The organism is Chryseobacterium suipulveris (genome assembly GCF_022811685.1).
GTDB classification, from domain to species: Bacteria; Bacteroidota; Bacteroidia; order Flavobacteriales; family Weeksellaceae; genus Kaistella; species Kaistella suipulveris.
In genome coordinates this window covers 1833341-1855079 of sequence record NZ_CP094532.1, presented here as the reverse complement: position 1 = coordinate 1855079, position 21739 = coordinate 1833341, and the positions used below count along the sequence as shown (strand labels likewise).

The 21739-nt window shown below is 41.3% G+C and carries 16 protein-coding genes; 8 read left to right on the top strand and 8 right to left on the bottom strand.

What is annotated here, in order from left to right:
- Positions 1-51 precede the first annotated feature (51 nt).
- The 6 genes from recG to MTP09_RS08710 all read right to left on the bottom strand — a co-directional run bounded on the left by recG (position 52) and on the right by MTP09_RS08710 (position 10011).
- Entirely contained in the window at positions 52-2142 is a 2091-nt protein-coding gene (gene recG / locus MTP09_RS08735) for an ATP-dependent DNA helicase RecG (protein ID WP_243547978.1), read from the bottom strand.
- 112 nt (positions 2143-2254) lie between these two features.
- Positions 2255-2788, bottom strand: a complete 534-nt coding sequence (locus MTP09_RS08730) for a thioredoxin family protein (protein WP_243547976.1) — start codon at positions 2786-2788, stop codon at positions 2255-2257.
- 361 nt (positions 2789-3149) lie between these two features.
- Positions 3150-5084, bottom strand: a complete 1935-nt coding sequence (locus MTP09_RS08725; protein ID WP_243547975.1) for a peptide MFS transporter — start codon at positions 5082-5084, stop codon at positions 3150-3152.
- Between the two features lie 18 nt (positions 5085-5102).
- A complete protein-coding gene (locus MTP09_RS08720) occupies positions 5103-6614 on the bottom strand; it encodes a peptide MFS transporter (RefSeq protein ID WP_243547973.1) in 1512 nt (503 codons plus the stop codon).
- Between the two features lie 99 nt (positions 6615-6713).
- Positions 6714-8210 (bottom strand): peptide MFS transporter, encoded by a 1497-nt coding sequence (locus tag MTP09_RS08715; RefSeq protein WP_243547972.1) that lies wholly within the window; start codon positions 8208-8210, stop codon positions 6714-6716.
- A 124-nt stretch (positions 8211-8334) separates the two neighbouring features.
- On the bottom strand, positions 8335-10011 hold the full coding sequence (locus MTP09_RS08710; RefSeq protein ID WP_243547970.1) for a peptide MFS transporter: 1677 nt from the start codon (positions 10009-10011) through the stop codon (positions 8335-8337).
- A gap of 145 nt (positions 10012-10156) precedes the next feature.
- Between MTP09_RS08710 and MTP09_RS08705 the strand changes: the two genes are divergently transcribed.
- The 3 genes from MTP09_RS08705 (at position 10157) to MTP09_RS08690 (ending at position 12730) form a co-directional block, all read left to right on the top strand.
- A complete protein-coding gene (locus tag MTP09_RS08705; protein ID WP_243547968.1) occupies positions 10157-10753 on the top strand; it encodes a DUF2911 domain-containing protein in 597 nt (198 codons plus the stop codon).
- 238 nt (positions 10754-10991) lie between these two features.
- Positions 10992-12035, top strand: a complete 1044-nt coding sequence (locus MTP09_RS14445) for a bifunctional transcriptional activator/DNA repair enzyme AdaA (RefSeq protein WP_317618755.1) — start codon at positions 10992-10994, stop codon at positions 12033-12035.
- A 149-nt stretch (positions 12036-12184) separates the two neighbouring features.
- A complete protein-coding gene (locus MTP09_RS08690) occupies positions 12185-12730 on the top strand; it encodes a GNAT family N-acetyltransferase (protein WP_243547966.1) in 546 nt (181 codons plus the stop codon).
- Positions 12731-13262: 532 nt separating this feature from the next.
- Here the strand turns inward: MTP09_RS08690 and MTP09_RS08685 are convergent.
- A complete protein-coding gene (locus MTP09_RS08685; RefSeq protein WP_243547965.1) occupies positions 13263-13424 on the bottom strand; it encodes a hypothetical protein in 162 nt (53 codons plus the stop codon).
- Positions 13425-13564: 140 nt separating this feature from the next.
- Between MTP09_RS08685 and amaB the strand changes: the two genes are divergently transcribed.
- The 4 genes from amaB to MTP09_RS08665 all read left to right on the top strand — a co-directional run bounded on the left by amaB (position 13565) and on the right by MTP09_RS08665 (position 19609).
- On the top strand, positions 13565-15115 hold the full coding sequence (amaB, locus tag MTP09_RS08680) for an L-piperidine-6-carboxylate dehydrogenase (protein ID WP_243547963.1): 1551 nt from the start codon (positions 13565-13567) through the stop codon (positions 15113-15115).
- Positions 15116-15199: 84 nt separating this feature from the next.
- Positions 15200-16534: an L-lysine 6-transaminase gene (gene lat, locus MTP09_RS08675; RefSeq protein WP_243547962.1), complete on the top strand. Its 1335-nt coding sequence runs from the start codon at positions 15200-15202 to the stop codon at positions 16532-16534.
- An 88-nt stretch (positions 16535-16622) separates the two neighbouring features.
- Positions 16623-16871, top strand: coding sequence for a DUF2007 domain-containing protein (locus MTP09_RS08670; protein WP_243547961.1), 249 nt, complete (start codon positions 16623-16625; stop codon positions 16869-16871).
- Positions 16872-17179: 308 nt separating this feature from the next.
- Entirely contained in the window at positions 17180-19609 is a 2430-nt protein-coding gene (locus tag MTP09_RS08665) for an alpha-ketoacid dehydrogenase subunit alpha/beta (RefSeq protein ID WP_243547960.1), read from the top strand.
- Position 19610: 1 nt separating this feature from the next.
- Here MTP09_RS08665 and MTP09_RS08660 read toward each other — a convergent pair whose 3' ends face one another.
- Positions 19611-19874 carry a hypothetical protein gene (locus MTP09_RS08660; RefSeq protein ID WP_243547959.1) on the bottom strand — a complete coding sequence of 88 codons (264 nt, stop codon included), beginning with the start codon at positions 19872-19874 and terminating at the stop codon, positions 19611-19613.
- Positions 19875-20290: 416 nt separating this feature from the next.
- Here MTP09_RS08660 and lpdA point away from each other — a divergent pair, with 416 nt between their 5' ends.
- Positions 20291-21682 carry a dihydrolipoyl dehydrogenase gene (lpdA, locus tag MTP09_RS08655; protein ID WP_243547958.1) on the top strand — a complete coding sequence of 464 codons (1392 nt, stop codon included), beginning with the start codon at positions 20291-20293 and terminating at the stop codon, positions 21680-21682.
- The last annotated feature ends 57 nt before the right edge of the window (positions 21683-21739 follow it).

Here is a 21739-nt window from a genome sequence, read left to right as displayed (position 1 = left end):
TAGGAGTTCAATCTTTTTAAAGTCAAAGTCAAAAAAAAAGTTTCAACAATCCTAAGAAATCCTTCCCCACTTATTTTTCCCTTTGTACTGCTTAATGTAATAATTCCTTAAAGAAGCGTTTTCGGGATTTTGCAGATGCGGATCTTTTTCGATGAGCTGTTCCACGACCGATTTCGCGGTCTTGATGATGTTTCCGTCCTGAACCAAATCGAGTTTTTTAAAATCAACAACGCCGCTTTGCTGTGTTCCCAGAATATCTCCAGGTCCTCGAAGCTGCATATCGACTTCGGAAATCCTGAATCCATCGTTGGTTTCGGTCATCGTCTTAATTCTGGTGCGGCTTTCCGTGGTCAGTTTGTCGGATGTGAGCAGGATGCAGTAACTCTGTTCCGCACCGCGACCGACTCTACCGCGAAGTTGGTGCAGTTGCGATAAGCCGAATCTTTCTGCGCTTTCGATCACCATCACCGATGCGTTGGGAACATTTACGCCGACTTCGATCACCGTGGTTGCAACCATAATCTGCGCCTTTCCCGAAGCAAAATATTTCATATTCGCTTCCTTTTCTTCGGGTTTCATCCTTCCGTGGAGCATCGTCACATTCTCGTCCGCAAAAAATTCGATGATGTGTTCCAGGTTTTCCATCAGGTTTTTATAGTCCAAAGTTTCTGATTCTTCAATTAAAGGATAAACGAAATAAACCTGTCTTCCTTTGTCGATTTCTTCTTTTGCGAAACGGAAAACGGTGAGCCGGTCTTTTTCCCGTCGGTGAGCGGTGATAATGGGTTTTCTTCCGACAGGCATTTCGTCGATAATGGAAACATCAAGATCGGAATAAAAACTCATCGCCAAAGTACGTGGAATCGGAGTCGCCGTCATCACCAAAATATGTGGCGGAATCTTATTTTTTGCCCAAAGTTTCGCGCGTTGGGCAACACCGAAACGGTGCTGTTCGTCGATGATTGCCAAACCAAGTTTACGAAACTGTACCACATCTTCCAAAACAGCGTGTGTTCCCACCAAAATTGAAAGTTCACCGCTTAGAAGTTCGTCGTGGATGATTTTTCGTTCTGCAGTTTTTGTTGAGCCGGTCAACAATCGGACTTTGATATTGGTATTTTCTAAAAGTTCCGAGATTCCGTTGAAATGTTGCTGCGCGAGAATTTCCGTCGGTGCCATCATACAGCTTTGAAAACCGTTGTCCATCGCGATAAGCATCGAAAGCAGTGCGACCATCGTTTTTCCTGAACCTACATCGCCCTGCAAAAGACGGTTCATCTGCACAGGTTTTTTCATATCGTTGCGGATTTCCTTTAAAACTCTTTTTTGCGCATTGGTCAGTTCAAACGGTAAAAAATGGTCGTAGAATTGATTGAAATTTTCACCGACAATCGGGAACGGATTTCCTGCAACCGAAGTTTTATGGTGCTGCTTTTTAAGACCGTAACCGAGCTGGAAAAAGAAAGCTTCCTCAAATTTCAACCTTCGGTTGGCTTGTTCGAAATAAGCCAGGTCTTTTGGAAAATGAATATTATAGAACGCCTGAATTCTGCCCATTAACTTTAAATTTTTCATTAATGATGCAGGAAGATTTTCTTCAGTTAATGACGGTAAGTTTCTTAAAATTTCAAACAGAACATTTTGAAAAAACTTGTTGTTGATTCCTCTTTTTGAAAGTCTTTCGCTTCCCGGATAAATGGGGAGTAAAGTACCTGAAAGTGCCTTCTTTTCATCGGTTTCAATTTCTGGGTGTGCCATTGAAAAATTACCGTTAAAGAGATTCACCTTGCCGAAAATAAACAGTTCGCGGTTGATGGGAATCTGCTCCTTCATCCATTTTGAGTATCGGAACCAGACCAGTTCGAGCGTTCCCGTCTCATCGCGGAATTTTGCTGTGAGGCGTTTGTTTCCTTTTCCATAAACGATTTCCTGAAGGTCGGTAATTTTTCCCCTCAACTGAATTTCCGCGTCGGGTTCTTCTTTAAGGTCGCCAACTTTCACGATCCTGCTTTTGTCGATATAGCGTAATGGGTAGAATGTCAGAAAGTCTTCCACCGTGTAGATTCCCAAAACACTCGAGATGAATTTGGCTCTTTCGGGACCGATGCCCTTAATGTCGTGAATCGGGGAATCTAAATTCATAGAAGAGGGAAGATGGGAGACAAGAGATTGGAGATTGGAGACGGAAGTCGGATGTCCGAAGACCGAAGACCGTTAAATTATTAATTATTAATTCTTCATTATTAATTAATTTTTAATCTTTTATTTCCGATTTCATTTTTTTCTGATAGTTTTCCCATTCCGCGCGGGATTTGAATTTCTTGTAGCTGTCGTCGGAGATAATTTTCAGGTAGGGATCAAGTTCTTTTGCCGTGAGAAATCCGTTGAGAATCGTAATCGGACTACCTTGCTCGTCAAGAAAAACGACGGAAGGAACCGAATTGACGTTCATAAATTTGGTGAAGTCGTGCAGCGAATTTCTTCTTTTCCCGCTCACAAAATCTGCGTTGGAGAAACTTCTGCCATACAGTTTTACGGTTTCTTTTCCCTCGGCATCGAATTTTACGGGGTAATAATTTTGGTTAATGTACTGCGCAACAACGGGATGGTTGTAGGTGTTTTTTTCCATCAGCTTACACGGACCGCACCAATCGGCATAGAAATCAATCAGTATTTTTTTGGGTTGGGTTTCCTGTGCTTTCAGTGCCTGTTCCAAGGTCATCCACTTTACCTGTGCAAAAGTGAAAACCGAGCAGAGAACGAAAAAAAGTACAGTAAAAATTCGCATATCTTTTTGATTTTAATAATGATTGAAAGTTAAATATTTTGGTTTTTTTTGCTTCTTGAGCATTTAAAACTTGGTATAACTTTAATGAGCATTAGCGCCTTTGCCTCCTTTTTTAGTTTTATCAAATGGACTCGGCGAATCTACGATTTGTCTGTCCTTCAATTTGGAACAGGAAAATTAATTTGGCCTTGTTTGGCTTTGATAGGATTTTTTTCTCGCAAAGCTCGCAAAGAATTTTTTAAATAAAAGACCGCATATTTTTAAGCTAAACAACGGCACTTCGTTTAACAATGCCATACAAAGTTTTCACAAAAACCAGATTAAATAAATCTCATCCTAAATTTACAATAATCTTTTTTCACTATTTCACGCCGTGCATCAACTTTTTCAGCACAGAATGCAGCATCAACGCAATCACGGCAATCGCAATCGGAATCGCTGTGAAAATCAGGAAGAAGGTCGAGATATCGTATTTATTGGTAATGTCGTCGATCATCGCGCCGAGTTTTCCAGAAGTCTTGTTTCCGATCGCGAGTGCAAGATACCAAACTCCAAACATAAACGCGATCATTCTTGCGGGAACGAGTTTGCTCACGTACGACAAACCAACGGGTTGCACGCAAAGTTCGCCCAATGTGTGGAACAGATAAGCCAAAATAAGCCAGACAAAACTTACAGAAGCTGTTTTCGCACCTTGCGGAATGTCTTTCGCTCCAAATGCTAAAAATGCAAAACCGATCGCCAAGAATGTAAGTCCAATCGCGTATTTTCCAGCCAGTGAAGGATTGAATTTACTTTCCCACCATTTCGACATCAGCGGTGCAAAAAGAATGATGAACAACGAGTTCAGGATCAAAAACCAGGTTGCAGGAATTTCAATTTCGCTCTCTTTTTTCTGAACGACGGTCGCGGTTTGCGCTTCCTTTACATCCTGAGCTTTTGCAGCATCGATCAGTTTGAAATTCTTACCGTTTTTATCGACGTCAATTACAAAAACTTTTTCACCGTTCGAAAGATTGTCGGAAGTTCTCACCATTGTATTTCCTGCATTGGGAACTGAAATTTCGTAGGAAAAGGTATTGAATCCGTAATAAATTTTCCAGAAGATCAAGCCCCAGATAATCAAAAAACAAGCAACCAAAACCGCATTCGCCGCCATGAAGTTCTTGAAAGTTTTTTTAACCAAAAGAAAAAGAACGTACGAAATAAACGCAACTGGAACCACCGTGATAATGATATCCACAATATTGAAAATATAGGCGCTGTTCCCCGAAAGAACTCGGTTGATATAGTCTTTTGCAAAAATACTCATCGAACCTCCCGCTTGTTCAAAACTTGCCCAGAAGAAAATAATGATTGACGCGATAATCATCACCGCAAAAAGTCGGTCTCTCGTGATTTTACTGTAACGCAGCGTTCTGGAAACTAAGATGAAAATAAAGATAAGCAGTGTCGCGATGATGATCGGCCCCGAAAAATCTTTACCGCCAAATTCGAAAACGTTGTATTTGGTGATTTTTGAGAGCGGATCATTAATTACCCAAGTCAAACCGAAAACAGAAACAATTCCGATTAGGATCTTATCTAAAAGGGTAAACGGATTTCTTTTATCGTGAATGATTTGGTGGTCGTCGCTCTCGATTTCGTCATTATCGAAAGTTGGTTTTTTGCCCACATCGCCAAATATTTTTTCAGAAAGCCAAAACTGAAGCAGCCCCAAAAACATAAAGATTCCCGCCAAACCGAAACCCCAACTCCAACCGAGATTTTCGCCAAGATAACCGCAAAGCATAATTCCGAGGAAAGCTCCCGCATTTACTCCCATATAAAAAATGGTGTAGGCGCCGTCTTTCTTCTCGGGATGATCCTGATAAAGAACGGAAATAAAAGACGTCATATTCGGTTTAAAGAATCCAGTTCCCACAACGAGAAGAAACAGTCCTAAATACAAAAAAAATTTGCTGCTTTCAATCGCCATCGACGCATGACCCAAAGTCATAATCAATGCACCGATGATGATGGCTTTTCGGTAACCGAGATAACGGTCTGCAAGTTGTCCGCCGATGATCGGAGTGAGGTAGAGTAGTGCGAGATAAGTCCCGTAAAGAGCGAGCGCGTTTTCTCTCGGCCAATCCCAACCGCCGATTCCAAGCGAACTAACGAGGAACAAAACGAGTAGCGCGCGCATTCCGTAGAACGAAAACCTTTCCCACATTTCTGTGAAAAACAAAACAAATAATCCCGCCGGATGACCTAAAACCTCACTTTCTTTACTGAAAAACTCTTTATTGTTCATTTCTACTTTTTTAATATTTTATCTTACTTCCTGCATCAGTTTTTTAATTAAAGGCGAAATCACGATCAGCAGCAAACCCGCGATCAGTGCGTAAATTCCCAACTGTTTGTATCCTTCGGTATAGGCAATCAATGCATCTACATTCGATGATCCTTCTTTTGCGGTCGCCATTCCTGCACCGATGATTCCTGCAACATACTGTCCGTAAGCGGATGCCAAAAACCAAAGTCCCATCATCATTCCCTGAAGTTTTTCCGTGGAAAGTTTCGTCATAATCGAAAGTCCGATTGGCGACAGACAAAGCTCCCCGAAAGTGATTACCAGCAACGCGATGGTGAAAATATTTAATGAGGTTACTCCCTGCAAATCGGCAAAAAACCTTGTCGCATAAAGCACATAAAAACCCAAACCGAGGAAGATGAATCCCAATCCGAATTTGATGATGGTGTTGGGTTCGAGCTTTCTTTTGCTTAGCCAAATCCACAATAAACCAAAAAGAGGCGCAAGGAAAATGATGAAGAACGCACCTCCCGAATTGTTGACTCCGTTGGGATCGAGACCTAATAAATCTTTATTCAAATTCTTCGCTGCGAAAATACTCAGCGATCCACCCGACTGCTCGTAGATTCCCCAGAACAGGATGGAGAAAACGATGAATACCAACGCTGCCCACAATTTTTTTCTTTCGGAGGAGTTGACTTTCGACATTTCGTAAAAGAGGTAAATTAAGGTCAAAGGTCCGACTGTCCACATAAAATAGTCGGTGTACTGCGGAACGGCGACCATTACCATAATTAATGGAACGAAAGCGAGTGACAAAAGGTAAACGCCGTATTCTTTCCATTTTTCGAGGGCGATTTTAGTTCCATCTGCCAATATTTTTTGAGGCGCCAAACCGATCGGTCCCATTCTTCTTTGGGTAAAGACAAAGTTGATTAATGAAATCACCATCACGATTGCAGCCAGTCCGAATGCGACGTTCCATCTTTTGTTCTCTGGAATTACAGATGAAAGCATTTCTCCTTTTCCGATTGCAATACAGAGATAACCACCGAGAAGCGCACCGAGATTGATTCCAGCATAGAACAGCGAAAACCCTGCATCTCTTCTTGAGTCGTCGGATTTATAAAGTTTGCCGACCATCGTGGAAATATTGGGTTTAAAGAATCCTGTTCCTACAACAGTAAATGCAATCCCCAAAAAGAAAAACTGGTGCGGTTCGAAGGCGAGAATCAAACTTCCGATAATCATCATAAGTCCTCCCCAAAACAGGGATTTTCTGAAACCGAGGATTTTGTCGGCAAAAAGTCCGCCCACAAAAGTAAAAGCATAAACAAACGCCTGAGTCGCTCCGTACTGAAGATTCGCCTGCTCGTCGCCAAACTTTAATTCAGAAATCATAAAGAAGACAAGCATTCCGCGCATCCCGTAGAAACAGAATCTTTCCCACATTTCGGAGAAAAAGAGTGACCAGATCTGCCGTGGATATTTTCCTTTGAAGTCCTGGATTTGTTCTATGGTGAGGTTCATAAATGATAATTTTTAAAAATTCAAAAGTCTTAAAACATACGAAAATAGAAAAAACCACCGAATAATCAGTGGTTTTATGAGATTTTATAATATTGGGAATTAGTGAATTCCCTTCATAAACTTGTTAAGCAGTGGTGACAGTGCCAATAGCGCAACTCCGGATGCCAACATCAGATAAGTGATGAAAGGGTAAAGATCGAAGTTGTACGTTTGCAGGATTTGTTCCAGTGTCGCTGCGAAGTAGTTACCCAGCGCGAAACTCGCCATCCAAACTCCCATCATAATCGAGGTGATCTTTCCGGGAGAAAGTTTAGTTACCATTGATAATCCGATTGGTGAAAGCATGAGTTCACCTACAGTTAATAGCACGTAAACTACAACCAACCACATTGGAGAAACAAGATTTCCACCTTGTGCGTTATTGTTTGCCTGCGTCATAATGAAGAATGCCAAAGCACCGATAAACATTGCCAAAGCAAATTTCACCGGGGTTCTCGGGTTCAGTTTCTTCGCAGCTAATTTTACCCAAAGAATAGAGAATAATGGCGCCAATGTTACAATCGCAATCGGGTTGATATTTTGGAACCAGGTCGTCGGAATTTCAAATCCCCCCACAACTCTGTTCGTATTTTCCTGCGCAAAAAGGTTGAATGTTCCGCCTGCCTGCTCAAATCCTGCCCAGAATACAATGTTGAAGAATGCAAGGATCAGGATTACGAAAACCCTCGTCCATTCCGTAGAACCTGATGTTCCTTTGAAAATGGACGAACCGATAAATAACGCACCGGCAATACCAAGTACCCAAACCAAAATAGTATGAATGGTTTCCGAAGTGTTATTCCAAATCAGCATCACGAGAAATACGAAAGCCACATTTGCAATGGTGTACAGCAAAATATCTCTCCAATCTTTTGGCAGAAGCGAAGTTATGCCCTTTTCTTTATAACCAGGAGGCAATCCTTTGTCTTCCAGTGTGTTTCTTCTTGCATAAAACCACAAAACACCGATCAGCATTCCGATTCCGGCAGCAAGATAACCATATGGCCATCCAACTTTTTCACCGAGCGTCCCCGCGACAAATGGCGACAAGAATGCACCGATGTTGATCCCCATATAGAAAATAGTGAACGCACCGTCTTTTCTTGGATCATCGTTATCGTAAAGGTCGCCTACAATTGTAGAAATATTTGGTTTGAAGAATCCATTACCTAAGATTAGAACTCCTAATCCGAGATAAAAGAAATTTTTGCGGGCTTCAAGATCACCCAAAAGATCAGGAGCGGCACTTGCAGCAAGCATAAACTGCCCGATTGCCATTACCAACCCACCAATAAGGATTGATTTTCTCTGGCCAAGAATTTTATCGGCAAACCATCCACCGAGAATTGGAGTAAGATAAACTAAAGCAGTGAAAACGCCATAGATTTTAAGTGATTCTGCTCTGTCTAATCCAAAACCACCGGTTGCTAATTCTGCTGTTAAGAAAATTGTTAACAGGGCTCTCATTCCGTAATAAGAGAAACGCTCCCACATTTCTGTAAAGAAGAGCGAATACAATCCTTTAGGATGCCCTTGAGTTGGTTGTGCCGTATCCATATTTTTTATTGTTAATTTTTGTTAAGACAAGCAAATATAGTTTTTTTTGTTTTTAAAGCAAGTCATAAAACGAAAAAATCGCAGTTTTGATGCTGCGATTTGGTTTCGGTTTAAGGATCGGGAATTAATTCACACCTTTTTCCTTCATTACTTTGTTTAATTGTTTCAGGATGGATAATCCGAGGAGTGTTGCTATTAACAATAATCCGAAGTTTACCCAGAAGAAATTTGCTTTGTCTTCGTAACTATACCACATACTCGCCAAAACGCCGGAAAGTTTGTTTCCGATGGAGGTCGAAAGGAAGAATCCACCCATCATCAAAGCGGTAATCCTTGGCGGAGAAAGTTTGGAAACCAAAGAAAGTCCCATTGGAGAGAGACAAAGTTCGCCCACGGTAATTACACCGTATGCTGCAATCAGCCACCACGAGGAAACCTTTATTTCTCCATTTCCACCTGCGTACACTGCACCGACCATTACCAAACAGGAGAGTGCCGAAATAAATAATCCGAGGACAATCTTAGAAGGTGTCGTCGGTTCTTTTCCGCGCCTTCTCAACATCATAAAAAATCCTACAACTAAAGGAGTCAGAACAATCACCCAGAACGGATTCACCGACTGAAACAACTCGGTGTTGAAAAGATAGTTTGGTTTTTCAGGATTAGCTTCCAAAGCAGCGCGTTCTTCAGCGTTTACATTTCGGAAATAAATGTCTTTGCCAGTTTCCTTCACTGTTTCGCCATTTTCTTTCTTGGCTTGAAACTGTTCGTCGTAAACAGGAACTTCTTTGTCTTTATAGTTTTTGCTTTCAACAAGGTAGAGTGCTTCCAATGGTTTTTCTACCACAGCTGGTGCGGTTCTATCGGTATAATAATTTGCCCATCTTGTCAAAGCGGTTCCGTTTTGTTTAAAGACTGCCCAGAACATCAAGCTTACCGCAAAAATCGCGAGCAAAGCACCGATCGGCTTTTTGTCTTCGGCATTGGCTCTTAAATAAAGATTCACATAAAAGAAAATTACCGGTAAACAGGCAAAGATAAAGGCATCGGTACTGTCGCTCCCGAAAATATTGCCAGGAATTACCCAACCGATGATACCCGCAATGATTGCCGGAACGAACACTTTTACCAAAACTGTAGAAAGCTTTGTATCGCCTTCCTGAGCAGGTTTCATCACATTAGCTGAACGAATGTGCTTCATTCCTAAAGTAAAAATAACGAGCCCAATGAGCATCCCAACTCCCGCGGTCATAAAAGCGGGACCCCATCCGTATTTGTTTCGCATATAGGCGGCAACGAAATTACAGATCAGCGCACCGATATTAATTCCCATGTAAAAAATGTTGTAACCCGCATCTTTATTGGCTCTGTAAGGTTCTTCCGTGTAAAGGTTTCCGAGAAGCGTTGAAATACTTGGCTTAAAAAAACCATTCCCCAAAATAATCAGTCCCAAAGAAGCGTAAAACATTGGCAGCTGCTGAAAAAGTCCGACTCCGATATATCCTGCAGCCATTAAAACACCTCCGATATAGATCGCTTTCACATAGCCCAAAACGCGGTCCGCAAGAAATCCGCCCAGAAATGGGGTCAGATAAGTTAATGCGATGAAGGTCCCGAAAATATCATCCGCAGATTTGTCGAGAAAGCCAAGTCCGCCAGTATCTTTCGGATCGATCATGTAGAGGACAAAAATCCCGAGAATTAAATAATAACCGAAACGTTCCCACATTTCGGTAAAGAATAGATAGGGAAGACCTTTCGGGTGCTTCGCTGTTTTGCTGGTCGTTAAAGTTTCTGCCATATTTTAATATTGAATTTTCCAAAAATAGGATTTTTAAAATTAATTGAAAAATTGTGCTAAATTTGGAAGTCATAAATAATTTTCCACAGAATTTACTTTTGAAAATTTTAATCATATTGCATTTTTAACCAATCAATAATATTATATGAAAAGAATTCTTCTCACCGCATTTTTATCTGCATCCGTTTTTGCTTATTCACAGTGGACAATTCCTGCGGCAAGTCCGCGCGCAACCGTGGAACAACAGTTTTCGATGTCGAAAATCACCATCGATTATGGGAGACCAGGAGTTAAAGCAAGAAAGATCTTCGGCGATCTCGTTCCCTACAACAAAGTTTGGCGGGCCGGAGCAAATTCATCCACGAAAATTACCTTTGCCCAATCCATTAATTTTGGTGGGAAAACAGTTCCTTCAGGAACTTACGGGCTCTTCATCATTCCGAATGAAAAAGAATGGAAGATTATTCTGAATAACGACTCCAAACAGTGGGGAGCTTATGAATATGACGAGAAACAGAACGTTGTAGATGTTACCGTTCCCGTACAGAAACTGAATGACAAACAAGAATACTTCGAAATTTCATTGCAGCCGATTGATGACAACGCGGTCGATTTGGTTTTCAAATGGGACAATGTGAAAACGTTAGTTCCCTTAAAAACCGGAAAACCTGAAACAGTTTCTCAAATCGTTGAAAAATTAAAGGAAATCCGGCAGATTGAAAGAGACGCGGCGAAAAAATAAATATAAAACGTACGCAGAATTTATAGGAATATAATCTTAATGTAGGAACGCGCCTCTTGGCGCGTTCAACCTTTATGAAAGAAAAATTTAAATTTGAAAAAACCCTGAAAATATAATCAACTCCCCACAAAAATTTAACCCGCCAAGAAACGCGTTCAACATCAACAAAAAAAATGTTTGTCAATTTTTCGGTTGCCGCCAAATTTCTCCGTGAATATTTTTGTAATAAATTTACACAATGGAAATCTCCGCCGAAACAATGTACACCGCATCCTGCAACAAAAATCCCGACTTCGAGGGCGTTTTTTGGATGGGTGTGAAAACCACCGGAATCTTTTGCAGACCAACCTGCACCGCACGAAAACCAAAATTCGAGAATGTTGAATTTTTCAGCAGTACCAAAGATGCGATTCTGAAAGGGTACCGTCCATGCAAAGTCTGCAAGCCATTAGAAAATCCGGATGAGACTCCGGTTGAAATTCAGAAATTGTTGGATGAACTTTCGGCGAATCCTTCTTTGAAATTCAAAGATTATGATTTGGTGAAACGAGGTTTGGAGCCGGCAACTGTTCGGAGGTGGTTTTTGAAACACCACGGAATCACGTTCCACGCTTTTCAGAGAATGTTCAAACTGAACTCCGCCTTCAAAAAATTGAATTCCGGGGAAAATGTTACCGATGCGGCTTTTGAAAGTGGTTACGAGAGTTTGAGCGGTTTTGGTGAAAGTTTTAAAAACATCTTCGGTGTCTCTCCCAAAAATTCAAAAAACGAAAAAGTGGTCGATTTAAAAAGAATCGAAACCCCGCTCGGAACCATGATTGCGTGTGCCGACGAAAACGGAATCTGTATGCTCGAATTCAGCGACAGAACAGCTTTGCCCACCGAACTGAAGGAAATTTCAAAACATTTTAACGCCAATATTATTCAGGGTGAAAATCCGCATTTCAAAACTTTGGAAAAAGAATTAGCCGAATATTTTGAGGTAAAAAGAAAAGAATTCACTGTTCCGCTTTCTCCCGTAGGAACTGATTTCCAAAAAAAGGTGTGGGAAGTGCTGCGAAAAATTCCGTACGGAACCACGAGGAGTTATCAGGAACAAGCCAAAATTTTAGGAAACCCGAACGCAGTTCGCGCTGTTGCAAATGCGAATGGTCTAAACAAAATCTCGATCGTCATTCCCTGTCATCGAGTGATCGGCAGCGACGGAAAGCTCACCGGTTATGGCGGCGGAATTTGGCGCAAACAGAAACTGTTGGAATTGGAAAAAGCGATACTTTTTTAAAGATACAAGATAAAAGGATAAAGACACAATTTTTTGATGTTCAAAATTCCCCTTCTCTGAAGGGGTGGCGAAATTTTCTAAAAGAAAATTTTGACGGTGTAGTTTCAATAATCTCTGCAATTTTTCATTAATTTTACCAAAATCAAAAAATGGAAAACTTCCTTCAACCAATCCTCGAAAACGACCAAGTGAAACTCGTCCCTCTGCAGGAAAATGATTTCGGTCGACTTTATGAGGTTGCTTCAGATCCCAAAATCTGGGAAATGCACCCCAACAAAAACCGTTTCGAAAGGGAAGTGTTCCGTAATTTTTTCGAGGGAGCGATGCTTTCTGGCGGAGCATTTCTGATCATCGACAAAGATTCCGGCGAAGTGGCGGGAAGCACGCGTTTTTATGGTTGGGATGAAGACGAATCTTCTGTATTCATCGGCTACACTTTTTATGGGACGAAATTTTGGGGTTCCAAACTCAATCCGCAAGTAAAAAAGTTGATGCTGGATTATATTTTCCAGTATGTTGATCTGGTGAAATTTCACGTGGGTGCGGAAAACTGGCGCTCAAGAACTGCAATGGAGCGACTCGGCGCCGAGAATATGGGCGAGATTTCTGTTGCTTATCACGGCGAACCGGATCGCCAAAATGTGGAATATTGGATCAAAAAGCAAGACTGGATTACCAAACAGAAGTTACACTAATTCGGCTGTTAAAGAAATTTCACTCTTTTTATGATCACCTGAGTATCTCAAAAAAAACTTTGTGTGTTAATTTGCGGGAGCAATGATTTATTTAAAATTGATCTACTTCTTTCTATATGACCTGTTGTGCATTTGTATCCTTGTGTATCTTTAATGAGCGATAGCGCCTTTGCCTCCTTTTTTTGTTTTATCAAATGGATTCGGCGAATCTACGATTTGTTTATCTTAAGATTAGAGCAAAAAAAATAATTTAGCTTTGTCTGGCTTTGCGAGTATTTTTTCTCGCAAAGTTCACAAAGAAATATTTTTACTAAATGACCACATATTTTTAAGCTAAACAACGGCACTTCGTTTAGCAATGACAGACAAAATTCTTATAAGAAATTGATTGTTAGTTGAGTGCAGTTTTTGTCCTAAATGCACAACAGGTTATATTATTAAGAAATAAGAATTTCGACAAATAATGATTAGTGCATTCGTGGCATCAAAAGCATTGATTATTTGCATTTAACATTCAATACTTAGATCAAATTTATTTCGAGGCACATTCCTGAAACATCTCCGCGCCGAAATAGAAAACGAAAAGCCATGCAAATCCTTTCAAGGTAAAAAAGATCAAACCGCCGATTCCGACTCTTTTAAACCATTTCTTAAATTTCGAATTTTTGTCAGTTTCGGGAACCTGGTTTTCCATAGCGCAAATTTTTTCTCAAAGGTAGCTATTTCTTACATTATTCCTGTATTGGCATTTTCCCTCAACCTCAACCTTAGACTCAACCTTTTTGCATATTTCCCCAAAATCCGTATCTTTAAGGACAAATCAAATTCAATTATATGTCCAAAAAAGTCAGTGATTTCGGAATCGAAAAAACACTCAAAAATTTAGGGATTTCCAAAGACAACAAAGGAGTTTCTTCCGGCGGCAAATACTTTGCAGGTGGCGACTTGCTTGAATCTTACTCGCCAACCGACGGGAAATTAATCGCAAAAGTGAAGACTGCAAATTCTAAAGATTACAACAAGGTGATCGAAACCGCAAAAGCTGCTTTTAGGGAATTTCGGATGATTCCTTCGCCGAAAAGGGGAGAAATCGTGCGACAGTTCGGAAACAAGTTGAGGGAGAAAAAAGACGACCTCGGAAAACTCGTTTCTTATGAAATGGGAAAATCTCTACAGGAAGGACTTGGTGAAGTTCAGGAAATGATCGACATCTGCGATTTCGCGGTGGGACTTTCGCGACAGCTTCACGGTTTTACGATGCATTCCGAAAGACCGGGACACAGAATGTACGAACAATATCATCCGCTGGGAATCGTAGGAATTATTTCCGCGTTCAACTTTCCGGTAGCGGTTTGGAGCTGGAACACGGCACTCGCCTGGATTTGCGGAAACGTAACCGTTTGGAAACCGTCAGAAAAAGCTCCGCTTTGCGCAATTGCCTGCCAAAATATTATTGCTGAAGTTTTAAAGGAAAACAATCTTCCGGAAGGAATTTCGACCATGATTGTTGGCGACCACAAAATTGGCGAACAGTTAGTGAATGATAAAAATGTGGCGCTCGTTTCTTTCACCGGTTCCACCCGAGTTGGAAGAATCGTGGGAACCAACGTTGCACAGCGTTTCGGAAAATCGATCCTCGAACTTGGCGGAAACAACGCGATCATCATTACCGAGAATGCGGATTTGGACATGTCCATTATCGGTGCCGTTTTCGGAGCAGTAGGAACTGCGGGACAAAGATGTACTTCCACACGAAGGTTGATTATCCACGAATCGGTGTATGATGAAGTAAAAAACCGTTTGGTAAAAGCTTATGGCCAATTGAAAATCGGAAATCCTTTAGATGAGAAAAACCATGTTGGACCACTGATCGACAAAGATGCGGTGAAGCAATATCTGGATTCCATTAAGAAATGTAAAAAAGAAGGCGGCAAATTTATTGTCGAAGGTGGCGTTCTCGATGGAAAAAATTATGAATCAGGATGTTACGTGAAACCTTGCATCGCTGAAGTTGAAAATTCCTACGAAATTGTGCAGCACGAAACCTTCGCACCGATTTTATACCTTATTAAATATAAAGATCTGGATGAAGCCATCGCGATTCAGAATGATGTTCCGCAAGGACTCAGCTCTGCAATCATGACGCAGAACCTTCGCGAAGCTGAACTTTTCCTTTCGCATGCCGGTTCGGATTGCGGAATTGCCAACGTCAATATCGGAACTTCCGGTGCGGAAATCGGAGGAGCTTTCGGTGGCGAAAAAGAAACTGGAGGCGGAAGAGAGTCCGGTTCCGATGTATGGAAATATTATATGAGAAGGCAGACTAATACTTTAAATTACAGTACTCATCTTCCTTTAGCACAAGGAATTAAATTTGATCTGTAAAATTTTACTTTAACTATATTTTTCAGATTTCAAACTGAATCTTGAATCTTCAAACTTTAAACTTCAAACCTCAAACTGATTAATATGAACGACGCAATCGCATCTCACCCGCAACCAACCAATACTGTTAAACAGGTTCTTTCCCGTCACATGCTTGCCGACGGATTCGACTTTGTGATGGATCTCGAAAAATCCCATGGAAGCTGGATCCACGACCGGCTCACCGGAAAGGAATTCCTCGATATGTTTTCAATGTTTGCTTCGGCTTCCATTGGCTACAACCATCCTTATCTCGTAAAACATTCCGAATGGCTCGGAAAAATGGCCGTAAACAAACCGACACTCGCCGATGTTTATTCGCAGGAGTTTGCCGATTTTATGGAGGTTTTCGAAAGAGTGGCGATTCCAAAGGAACTGCAGTACGCATTCTTTATTTCGGGCGGAACTTTAGCCGTAGAAAACGCGATGAAGGCCTGCTTCGACTGGAAAACCCGGAAGAATTTTGAAAAAGGTCTGGAAACAGAAGGCGACATCTGCATCCATTTCAGACAGGCGTTTCACGGAAGAAGTGGTTATACGCTGAGTTTGACCAATACTTCAGATCCGAGGAAATATCAGTATTTCCCGAGATTCGATTGGCCGAGAATTATCAATCCGCATCTGAATTTCCCGATCACAGAAGAAAATTTAGAAGAAACCATTAACAACGAAAACTTGGCATTGCTGCAGATTCAGGAGGCGATTCTCTCGAACCCGGATCGCGTTGCGTGCATCATTATCGAGCCGATTCAGGCGGAAGGAGGTGATCACCATTTCCGTGACGAGTTTTTCCAGGGACTTAGAAAAATCTGTGATGAAAACGAAGTGCTGCTGATTTTCGACGAAGTACAGACGGGAATCGCGATGACCGGGAAAATGTGGGCATTCCAACATTTCAGCGTCGCACCGGACATTATTTCCTTTGGTAAGAAAACCCAGGTTTGCGGAATCCTTGCCAATAAAGAGAAGTTCGACGAAATTCCGAACAACGTTTTCCGGGAGAGTTCAAGAATCAACTCGACTTTCGGAGGAAACTTTATCGATATGATGCGGTTCAAACTCATCTTGGAAGTGATTGAAAATGAAAACCTTATCGAAAATTCCCGCGACGTTGGTAATTATCTTTTGGATGGATTAAAGGAACTCGAACAAAGATTCCCCGACAAAATTTCCAACGCGAGAGGTCGCGGATTGATGTGCGCGATCGACTTGCCATCGGGACAACAAAGAGATAGAATGAGAGAAGTTCTTTATGACGACGGGCTGATTATTTTGGCGTGCGGTGATCAATCGATCCGTTTCCGTCCGCACCTGAATGTGACCAAAGAAGAAATTCAGATTGCGCTCGACAAAATTGCCGACAATATCGATAAAGTGTAGCCAGGCAATTAATTATGAAAATTTTATGAAAAGTTAATATTGCATTTCGGTCATTTTTTGTACTTTTATCTCTCAAAACTAAAGCAATATGGAAAGAGAAGTAAGAGTGCCAGTTTTTGAAAGCGACAAACCGCAGGAAATACAGTTAATCAAATCAAAACTGGAAGCGGGCGAGATCAAGGTTTATCTTAACGACAAGTATATGTCTTTTACCACGACGCCCACCGCAACGTCGATGAAAGTGATGGTCGATATCAACGACGAGAAGAAGTCATTCGAAATCATTGACGAATACCTGAAAGAAACCGATTTAGAAATTAATAAGAACCCTAAATAAACAATTTCATAATTTTAAATTTTACGTTTTACAGAAGTCGGCATCAATTGATTTGATGCCGGTTTTTTTGTTAGAGACTTTTGGTTTTTTTTCCAAAATTTACTTTAAAACAAATTCACCGCAATGCAAATTCACTCGAAGAAATTCACCGCGAAGCGAATTCACACCTTTTCATCTTCCGTCCTCCGTCTTCAAACCTCCAGCTTTTATCAATTTCGCAAAAATCTTTAAAATAATTAAATTCTGTTCAAAAATAAAAACGCGGTATTTGCTCAAAATTTTTATCTTTGTAAAAATTCAGATTTCCTATGCAAACCACTTATATTGAAACTCAGCAGATTTCTTTTCAGGATTTCAAAAACACTGTTCTTGAAGATTACCGTTTAGGAAGAATTTCCCGCGAAATGTCATATCTCGGAAGAAGGGAAGTACTTACCGGAAAAGCCAAGTTCGGGATTTTCGGCGATGGAAAGGAACTTCCGCAATTGGCGATGGCTAAAGTTTTCAAAAATGGTGACTTCCGTTCCGGATATTACCGCGACCAGACTTTTGCGATGGCGATTGGTGCGGTTTCGGTGGAGAGTTTCTTCGCGCAACTGTATGCGGATACAAGTGTTGAGCGCGAACCTGCGTCTGCAGGAAGACAGATGAACGGTCACTACGCAACCCGAAGTTTGAACGATGATGGAAGCTGGAAAAATCTGATGGAACAGAAAAATATTTCCTCCGATATTTCCCCGACTGCAGGACAAATGCCGCGACTTTTAGGTTTGGCTCAAGCGTCAAAAATCTATAAATCAGTAAAATTTGACGGTTCTGAAAAGTTTTCCAATAACGGAAATGAAATCGCTTTCGGTACCATTGGCGACGCATCAACCGCGGAAGGACATTTTTGGGAAACTTTGAACGCTGCTTGTGCGCTTCAAGTCCCGATGATTGTTTCGATTTGGGATGATGGTTACGGAATTTCTGTACCTACGCAAAATCAAAGAGCAAAAGCAGATATCGCAGAAATGCTTTCCGGATTTCAAAGGAAGGAAGGGGAGAATCAGGGTTGCGAAATCATCCAGGTTAAAGCGTGGGATTACCCGTCGCTTTTGGATGCTTATGCACGAGCTGAACATTTTGCAAGAACCGAGTCTGTTCCAGTGGTGATCCACGTTGTGGAAGTTACACAACCGCAAGGACATTCCACTTCCGGGTCGCACGAAAGATATAAAAACGAAGAGCGTTTGCAGTGGGAAACCGATTTCGACGGACTGAGCAAATTCAAGGAGTGGATTTTGAATTATTCCATTGAAATAGAAGGTAAAGAAGAAGTTTTGGCGACTTCCGAAGAATTGGACGCTGTCGATTCTGAGGCCAAAAAATTTGTGAAGGAAGGCCAGAAAAAAGCTTGGGAAAATTATCAAAATTCTATTACGGAAATTAAGAATTCCATAATTCCTTTAGTTGAAAATCTAAAACTTCAAAATGAAGAAGTTGCAGCCGAACTCGAAAAATTCGGCAAAATTATTTCGGTGGCGAAAAAGGACATCTTCCATTTGGCAAGAAAAGTTTTGCTTTTAACGAGAACCAATCTAACTGCGGAAAGACAGCAACTTCAGCAAAAAACCGAAAAGCTCTACAAAGTAGAAAAAGACAATTATTCATCACATCTTTACTCGCAATCAAAGTGGAAGGCGACCAATATCAAGGAGGTTCCGCCAATTTATTCCGACAGTTCCGAAATGGTGGACGGAAGAATGGTGGTGCGAAATAACTTCGACAAAATTTTTGAAAAATATCCTGAAACTTTGGTTTTTGGAGAAGACTCCGGAAATATCGGCGACGTAAATCAGGGACTGGAAGGACTTCAGGAAAAATACGGAGAGACCAGAGTTGCCGACACCGGAATTCGCGAGGCGACCATTCTCGGACAGGGAATCGGAATGGCGATGCGCGGTTTGAGACCGATTGCCGAAATTCAGTATCTCGACTATATTTTATACTGTTTGCAGGGAATGAGCGACGATTTGGCGACCGTTCAATACCGAACAAAAGGCGGGCAGAAATCTCCTGTGATTATCAGAACCCGCGGTCACCGTTTGGAGGGAATTTGGCATTCTGGATCGCCGATGGCGGGGATTATCAACCTGTCGAAAGGAATCAACATTCTTGTTCCAAGAAACCTGACCAAAGCTGCAGGGTTTTACAATACGATGCTTCAAAGTGACGAACCTTGCGTGATTGTGGAATGTTTGAACGGTTACCGACTCAAGGAAAAGCAACCCGACAATTTGGGCGAGTTCACCGTTCCTGTCGGTAAAGTAGAGATTACCAAAGAAGGAAAAGACGTGACTTTAGTAACTTACGGATCCACTTGGAGAATCGTGACGGAAGCTGCGAACGAACTGGAAAAACTCGGTATTTCTGCGGAAGTGATCGATGTGCAGTCACTAATTCCATTTGACCTTACCCATGAAATTGCGGAAAGTGTGAAGAAAACCAACCGATTGGTGGTGATCGACGAAGATGTGGAAGGCGGAACTACCGCATTTATGCTGCAGCAGATTTTGGAGAAGCAGAAAGCGTTCAGATACCTCGATTCCGATCCGCTCACGATTTGCGCGGAAAATCACCGACCTGCTTATGCAAGTGACGGCGACTATTTCAGCAAACCAAGTTCGGATGATATGGTGGAGAGAATCTACGCGATGTTCAACGAATCGAATCCTGCGAAGTTTCCGAAGATTTAACTTAAAACTTCAGCAACCCTAAAAAATGAGCTTTTGGTTTAGTAATTTCCAGAAGCTTATTTTTGATCAGGTCGCTCACAAAAGAATCCTCTGATTCCGAGCTCAGGAAAATTTTCTCGAACAAGGATTTTCGGTGCACGTAACCATCGATAAACTCTTTGTTGTTGCTCCATTTTTGCAGATCATTCTTGCGCATCCAGGTCACAAAATCCGAATGATTTCTTGCGAAAATGCTTTTCCTTCTTTTGATTAATGTGTATTTCATCGTAGAAAGATTTAATGATTGGCAGATCAAAGTTAGGAACATTTTGTATATCAATGTGTTAACTCTAATTTAAATAATATTCAATCATTTGTAAAGTTCAACGATAGATTTTGGTCAAACTGACTAAAAGTAGAAATTCATTAAGACCACAAAAGTTACAAAAGAATTCTGTTCGAAAATTTAAGTATAGAGTTTCGAATAATGCTTTTGATAGAACACAAAAGAAAAAATCGAAGATTTTTTTCAACTTTTGTTTACTATAAGAGTATTTGCGGTTTCTGAAATGAATGTTTTGTTGAAATAAAAACTGTTGTTCCTTTTGTGGTTAAAATTAAGAAGCATTTAATCTTCCGCAGTTTTTGATACTGTCAAAACCTCGAAAAAAATCCGTAAATTCGCACTAAATTTTTTAACTGATGAATTACGATATCATTGTGATCGGGAGTGGTCCCGGTGGATATGTGACCGCGATCAGAGCGGCACAATTGGGTTTCAAAACTGCCATTATCGAAAAGGAAAATCTTGGCGGAATCTGTCTGAACTGGGGATGTATCCCGACAAAGGCGCTGTTGAAATCTGCACACGTTTTTAAATACCTTCAAAAAGCCGAGGAATTCGGTCTCAATAAAGTAGAAAATCCTGGTTTTGATTTTTCTAAAGTCATCCAGCGAAGCAGGGGAGTTGCCCAGAAAATGAGCGGCGGAATCGCTTTTCTGATGAAGAAAAACAAGATCGACGTGATCATGGGAACTGCAAAAATCCAGAAAGGGAAGAAGGTTTCCGTAACCGATAACGACGGTAAAACCACCGAATATTTAGGGGAACACATCATCATCGCAACTGGAGCTCGTTCAAGAGAATTACCAAATCTTCCACAGGATGGCAAAAAAGTGATCGGTTACAGACAGGCGCTTTCGCTTCCCGAACAGCCGAAATCGATGATCGTTGTTGGTTCCGGCGCAATCGGAGTGGAGTTCGCGGATTTCTACAATTCTTTGGGAACGAAAGTAACCATCGTTGAATTCATGCCGAATATCGTTCCCGTTGAAGATGAGGATGTTTCAAAACACGTGGAGAAATCCCTGAAAAAATCCGGAATCGAAATTATGACCAATGCTTCCGTTGAATCTGTTGATACATCAGGAAACGGCGTTAAAGCTAACGTGAAAACCGCTACCGGAAACATCACTTTGGAAGCCGACATTCTTCTTTCCGCAGTAGGAATCGCAGCAAATATTGAAAACCAGGGATTCGAGGAAGTAGGAATCCAAACCGAAAAAGGTAGAGTTTTGGTGAATGAATGGTACGAAACTTCTGTTCCCGGATATTACGCGATCGGTGATATTTTGCCGACTCAGGCATTGGCGCACGTTGCTTCCGCGGAAGGAATTACCTGCGTTGAAAAAATCAAGGGACTTCACGTAGAAAAAATCGACTACGGAAATATTCCGGGATGTACTTACTGTCATCCGGAAATCGCTTCCGTGGGCTTAACTGAAAAGCAGGCCAAAGAAAAAGGTTACGAACTGAAAGTGGGCAAATTCCCTTTCTCAGCTTCCGGAAAAGCTACCGCAAATGGTGATACCGACGGTTTCATTAAAGTAATTTTCGATGCGAAATACGGGGAATGGCTTGGTTGCCACATGGTCGGAGACGGAGTTACCGATATGATCGCTGAAGCGGTTGTTGCAAGAAAACTCGAAACCACGGGTCACGAAGTTTTAAAGTCAATTCACCCGCATCCAACTATTTCCGAGGCCGTAATGGAGGCAGTTGCGGCTGCTTATGGAGAGGTGATCCATATTTAAAAGAGACAAGAAACAAGAAACAAGTAAAAAGAATCAAGAGAAAAGACAAACTTGGTT

Excerpts from the sequence above, each read along its gene's own strand:
- lpdA (WP_243547958.1), top strand. The coding sequence starts at position 20,291 with ATGAATTACGATATCATTGTGATCGGGAGTGGTCCCGGTGGATATGTG.
- MTP09_RS08730 (WP_243547976.1), bottom strand. The coding sequence starts at position 2,788 with ATGCGAATTTTTACTGTACTTTTTTTCGTTCTCTGCTCGGTTTTCACT.
- recG (WP_243547978.1), bottom strand. The coding sequence starts at position 2,142 with ATGAATTTAGATTCCCCGATTCACGACATTAAGGGCATCGGTCCCGAA.
- MTP09_RS08670 (WP_243547961.1), top strand. The coding sequence starts at position 16,623 with ATGGAAAGAGAAGTAAGAGTGCCAGTTTTTGAAAGCGACAAACCGCAG.
- MTP09_RS08725 (WP_243547975.1), bottom strand. The coding sequence starts at position 5,084 with ATGAACAATAAAGAGTTTTTCAGTAAAGAAAGTGAGGTTTTAGGTCAT.
- MTP09_RS08665 (WP_243547960.1), top strand. The coding sequence starts at position 17,180 with ATGCAAACCACTTATATTGAAACTCAGCAGATTTCTTTTCAGGATTTC.
- MTP09_RS08690 (WP_243547966.1), top strand. The coding sequence starts at position 12,185 with ATGGAAAACTTCCTTCAACCAATCCTCGAAAACGACCAAGTGAAACTC.
- lat (WP_243547962.1), top strand. The coding sequence starts at position 15,200 with ATGAACGACGCAATCGCATCTCACCCGCAACCAACCAATACTGTTAAA.
- amaB (WP_243547963.1), top strand. The coding sequence starts at position 13,565 with ATGTCCAAAAAAGTCAGTGATTTCGGAATCGAAAAAACACTCAAAAAT.
- MTP09_RS08720 (WP_243547973.1), bottom strand. The coding sequence starts at position 6,614 with ATGAACCTCACCATAGAACAAATCCAGGACTTCAAAGGAAAATATCCA.
- MTP09_RS08660 (WP_243547959.1), bottom strand. The coding sequence starts at position 19,874 with ATGAAATACACATTAATCAAAAGAAGGAAAAGCATTTTCGCAAGAAAT.
- MTP09_RS08685 (WP_243547965.1), bottom strand. The coding sequence starts at position 13,424 with ATGGAAAACCAGGTTCCCGAAACTGACAAAAATTCGAAATTTAAGAAA.
- MTP09_RS08715 (WP_243547972.1), bottom strand. The coding sequence starts at position 8,210 with ATGGATACGGCACAACCAACTCAAGGGCATCCTAAAGGATTGTATTCG.
- MTP09_RS14445 (WP_317618755.1), top strand. The coding sequence starts at position 10,992 with ATGGAAATCTCCGCCGAAACAATGTACACCGCATCCTGCAACAAAAAT.
- MTP09_RS08710 (WP_243547970.1), bottom strand. The coding sequence starts at position 10,011 with ATGGCAGAAACTTTAACGACCAGCAAAACAGCGAAGCACCCGAAAGGT.
- MTP09_RS08705 (WP_243547968.1), top strand. The coding sequence starts at position 10,157 with ATGAAAAGAATTCTTCTCACCGCATTTTTATCTGCATCCGTTTTTGCT.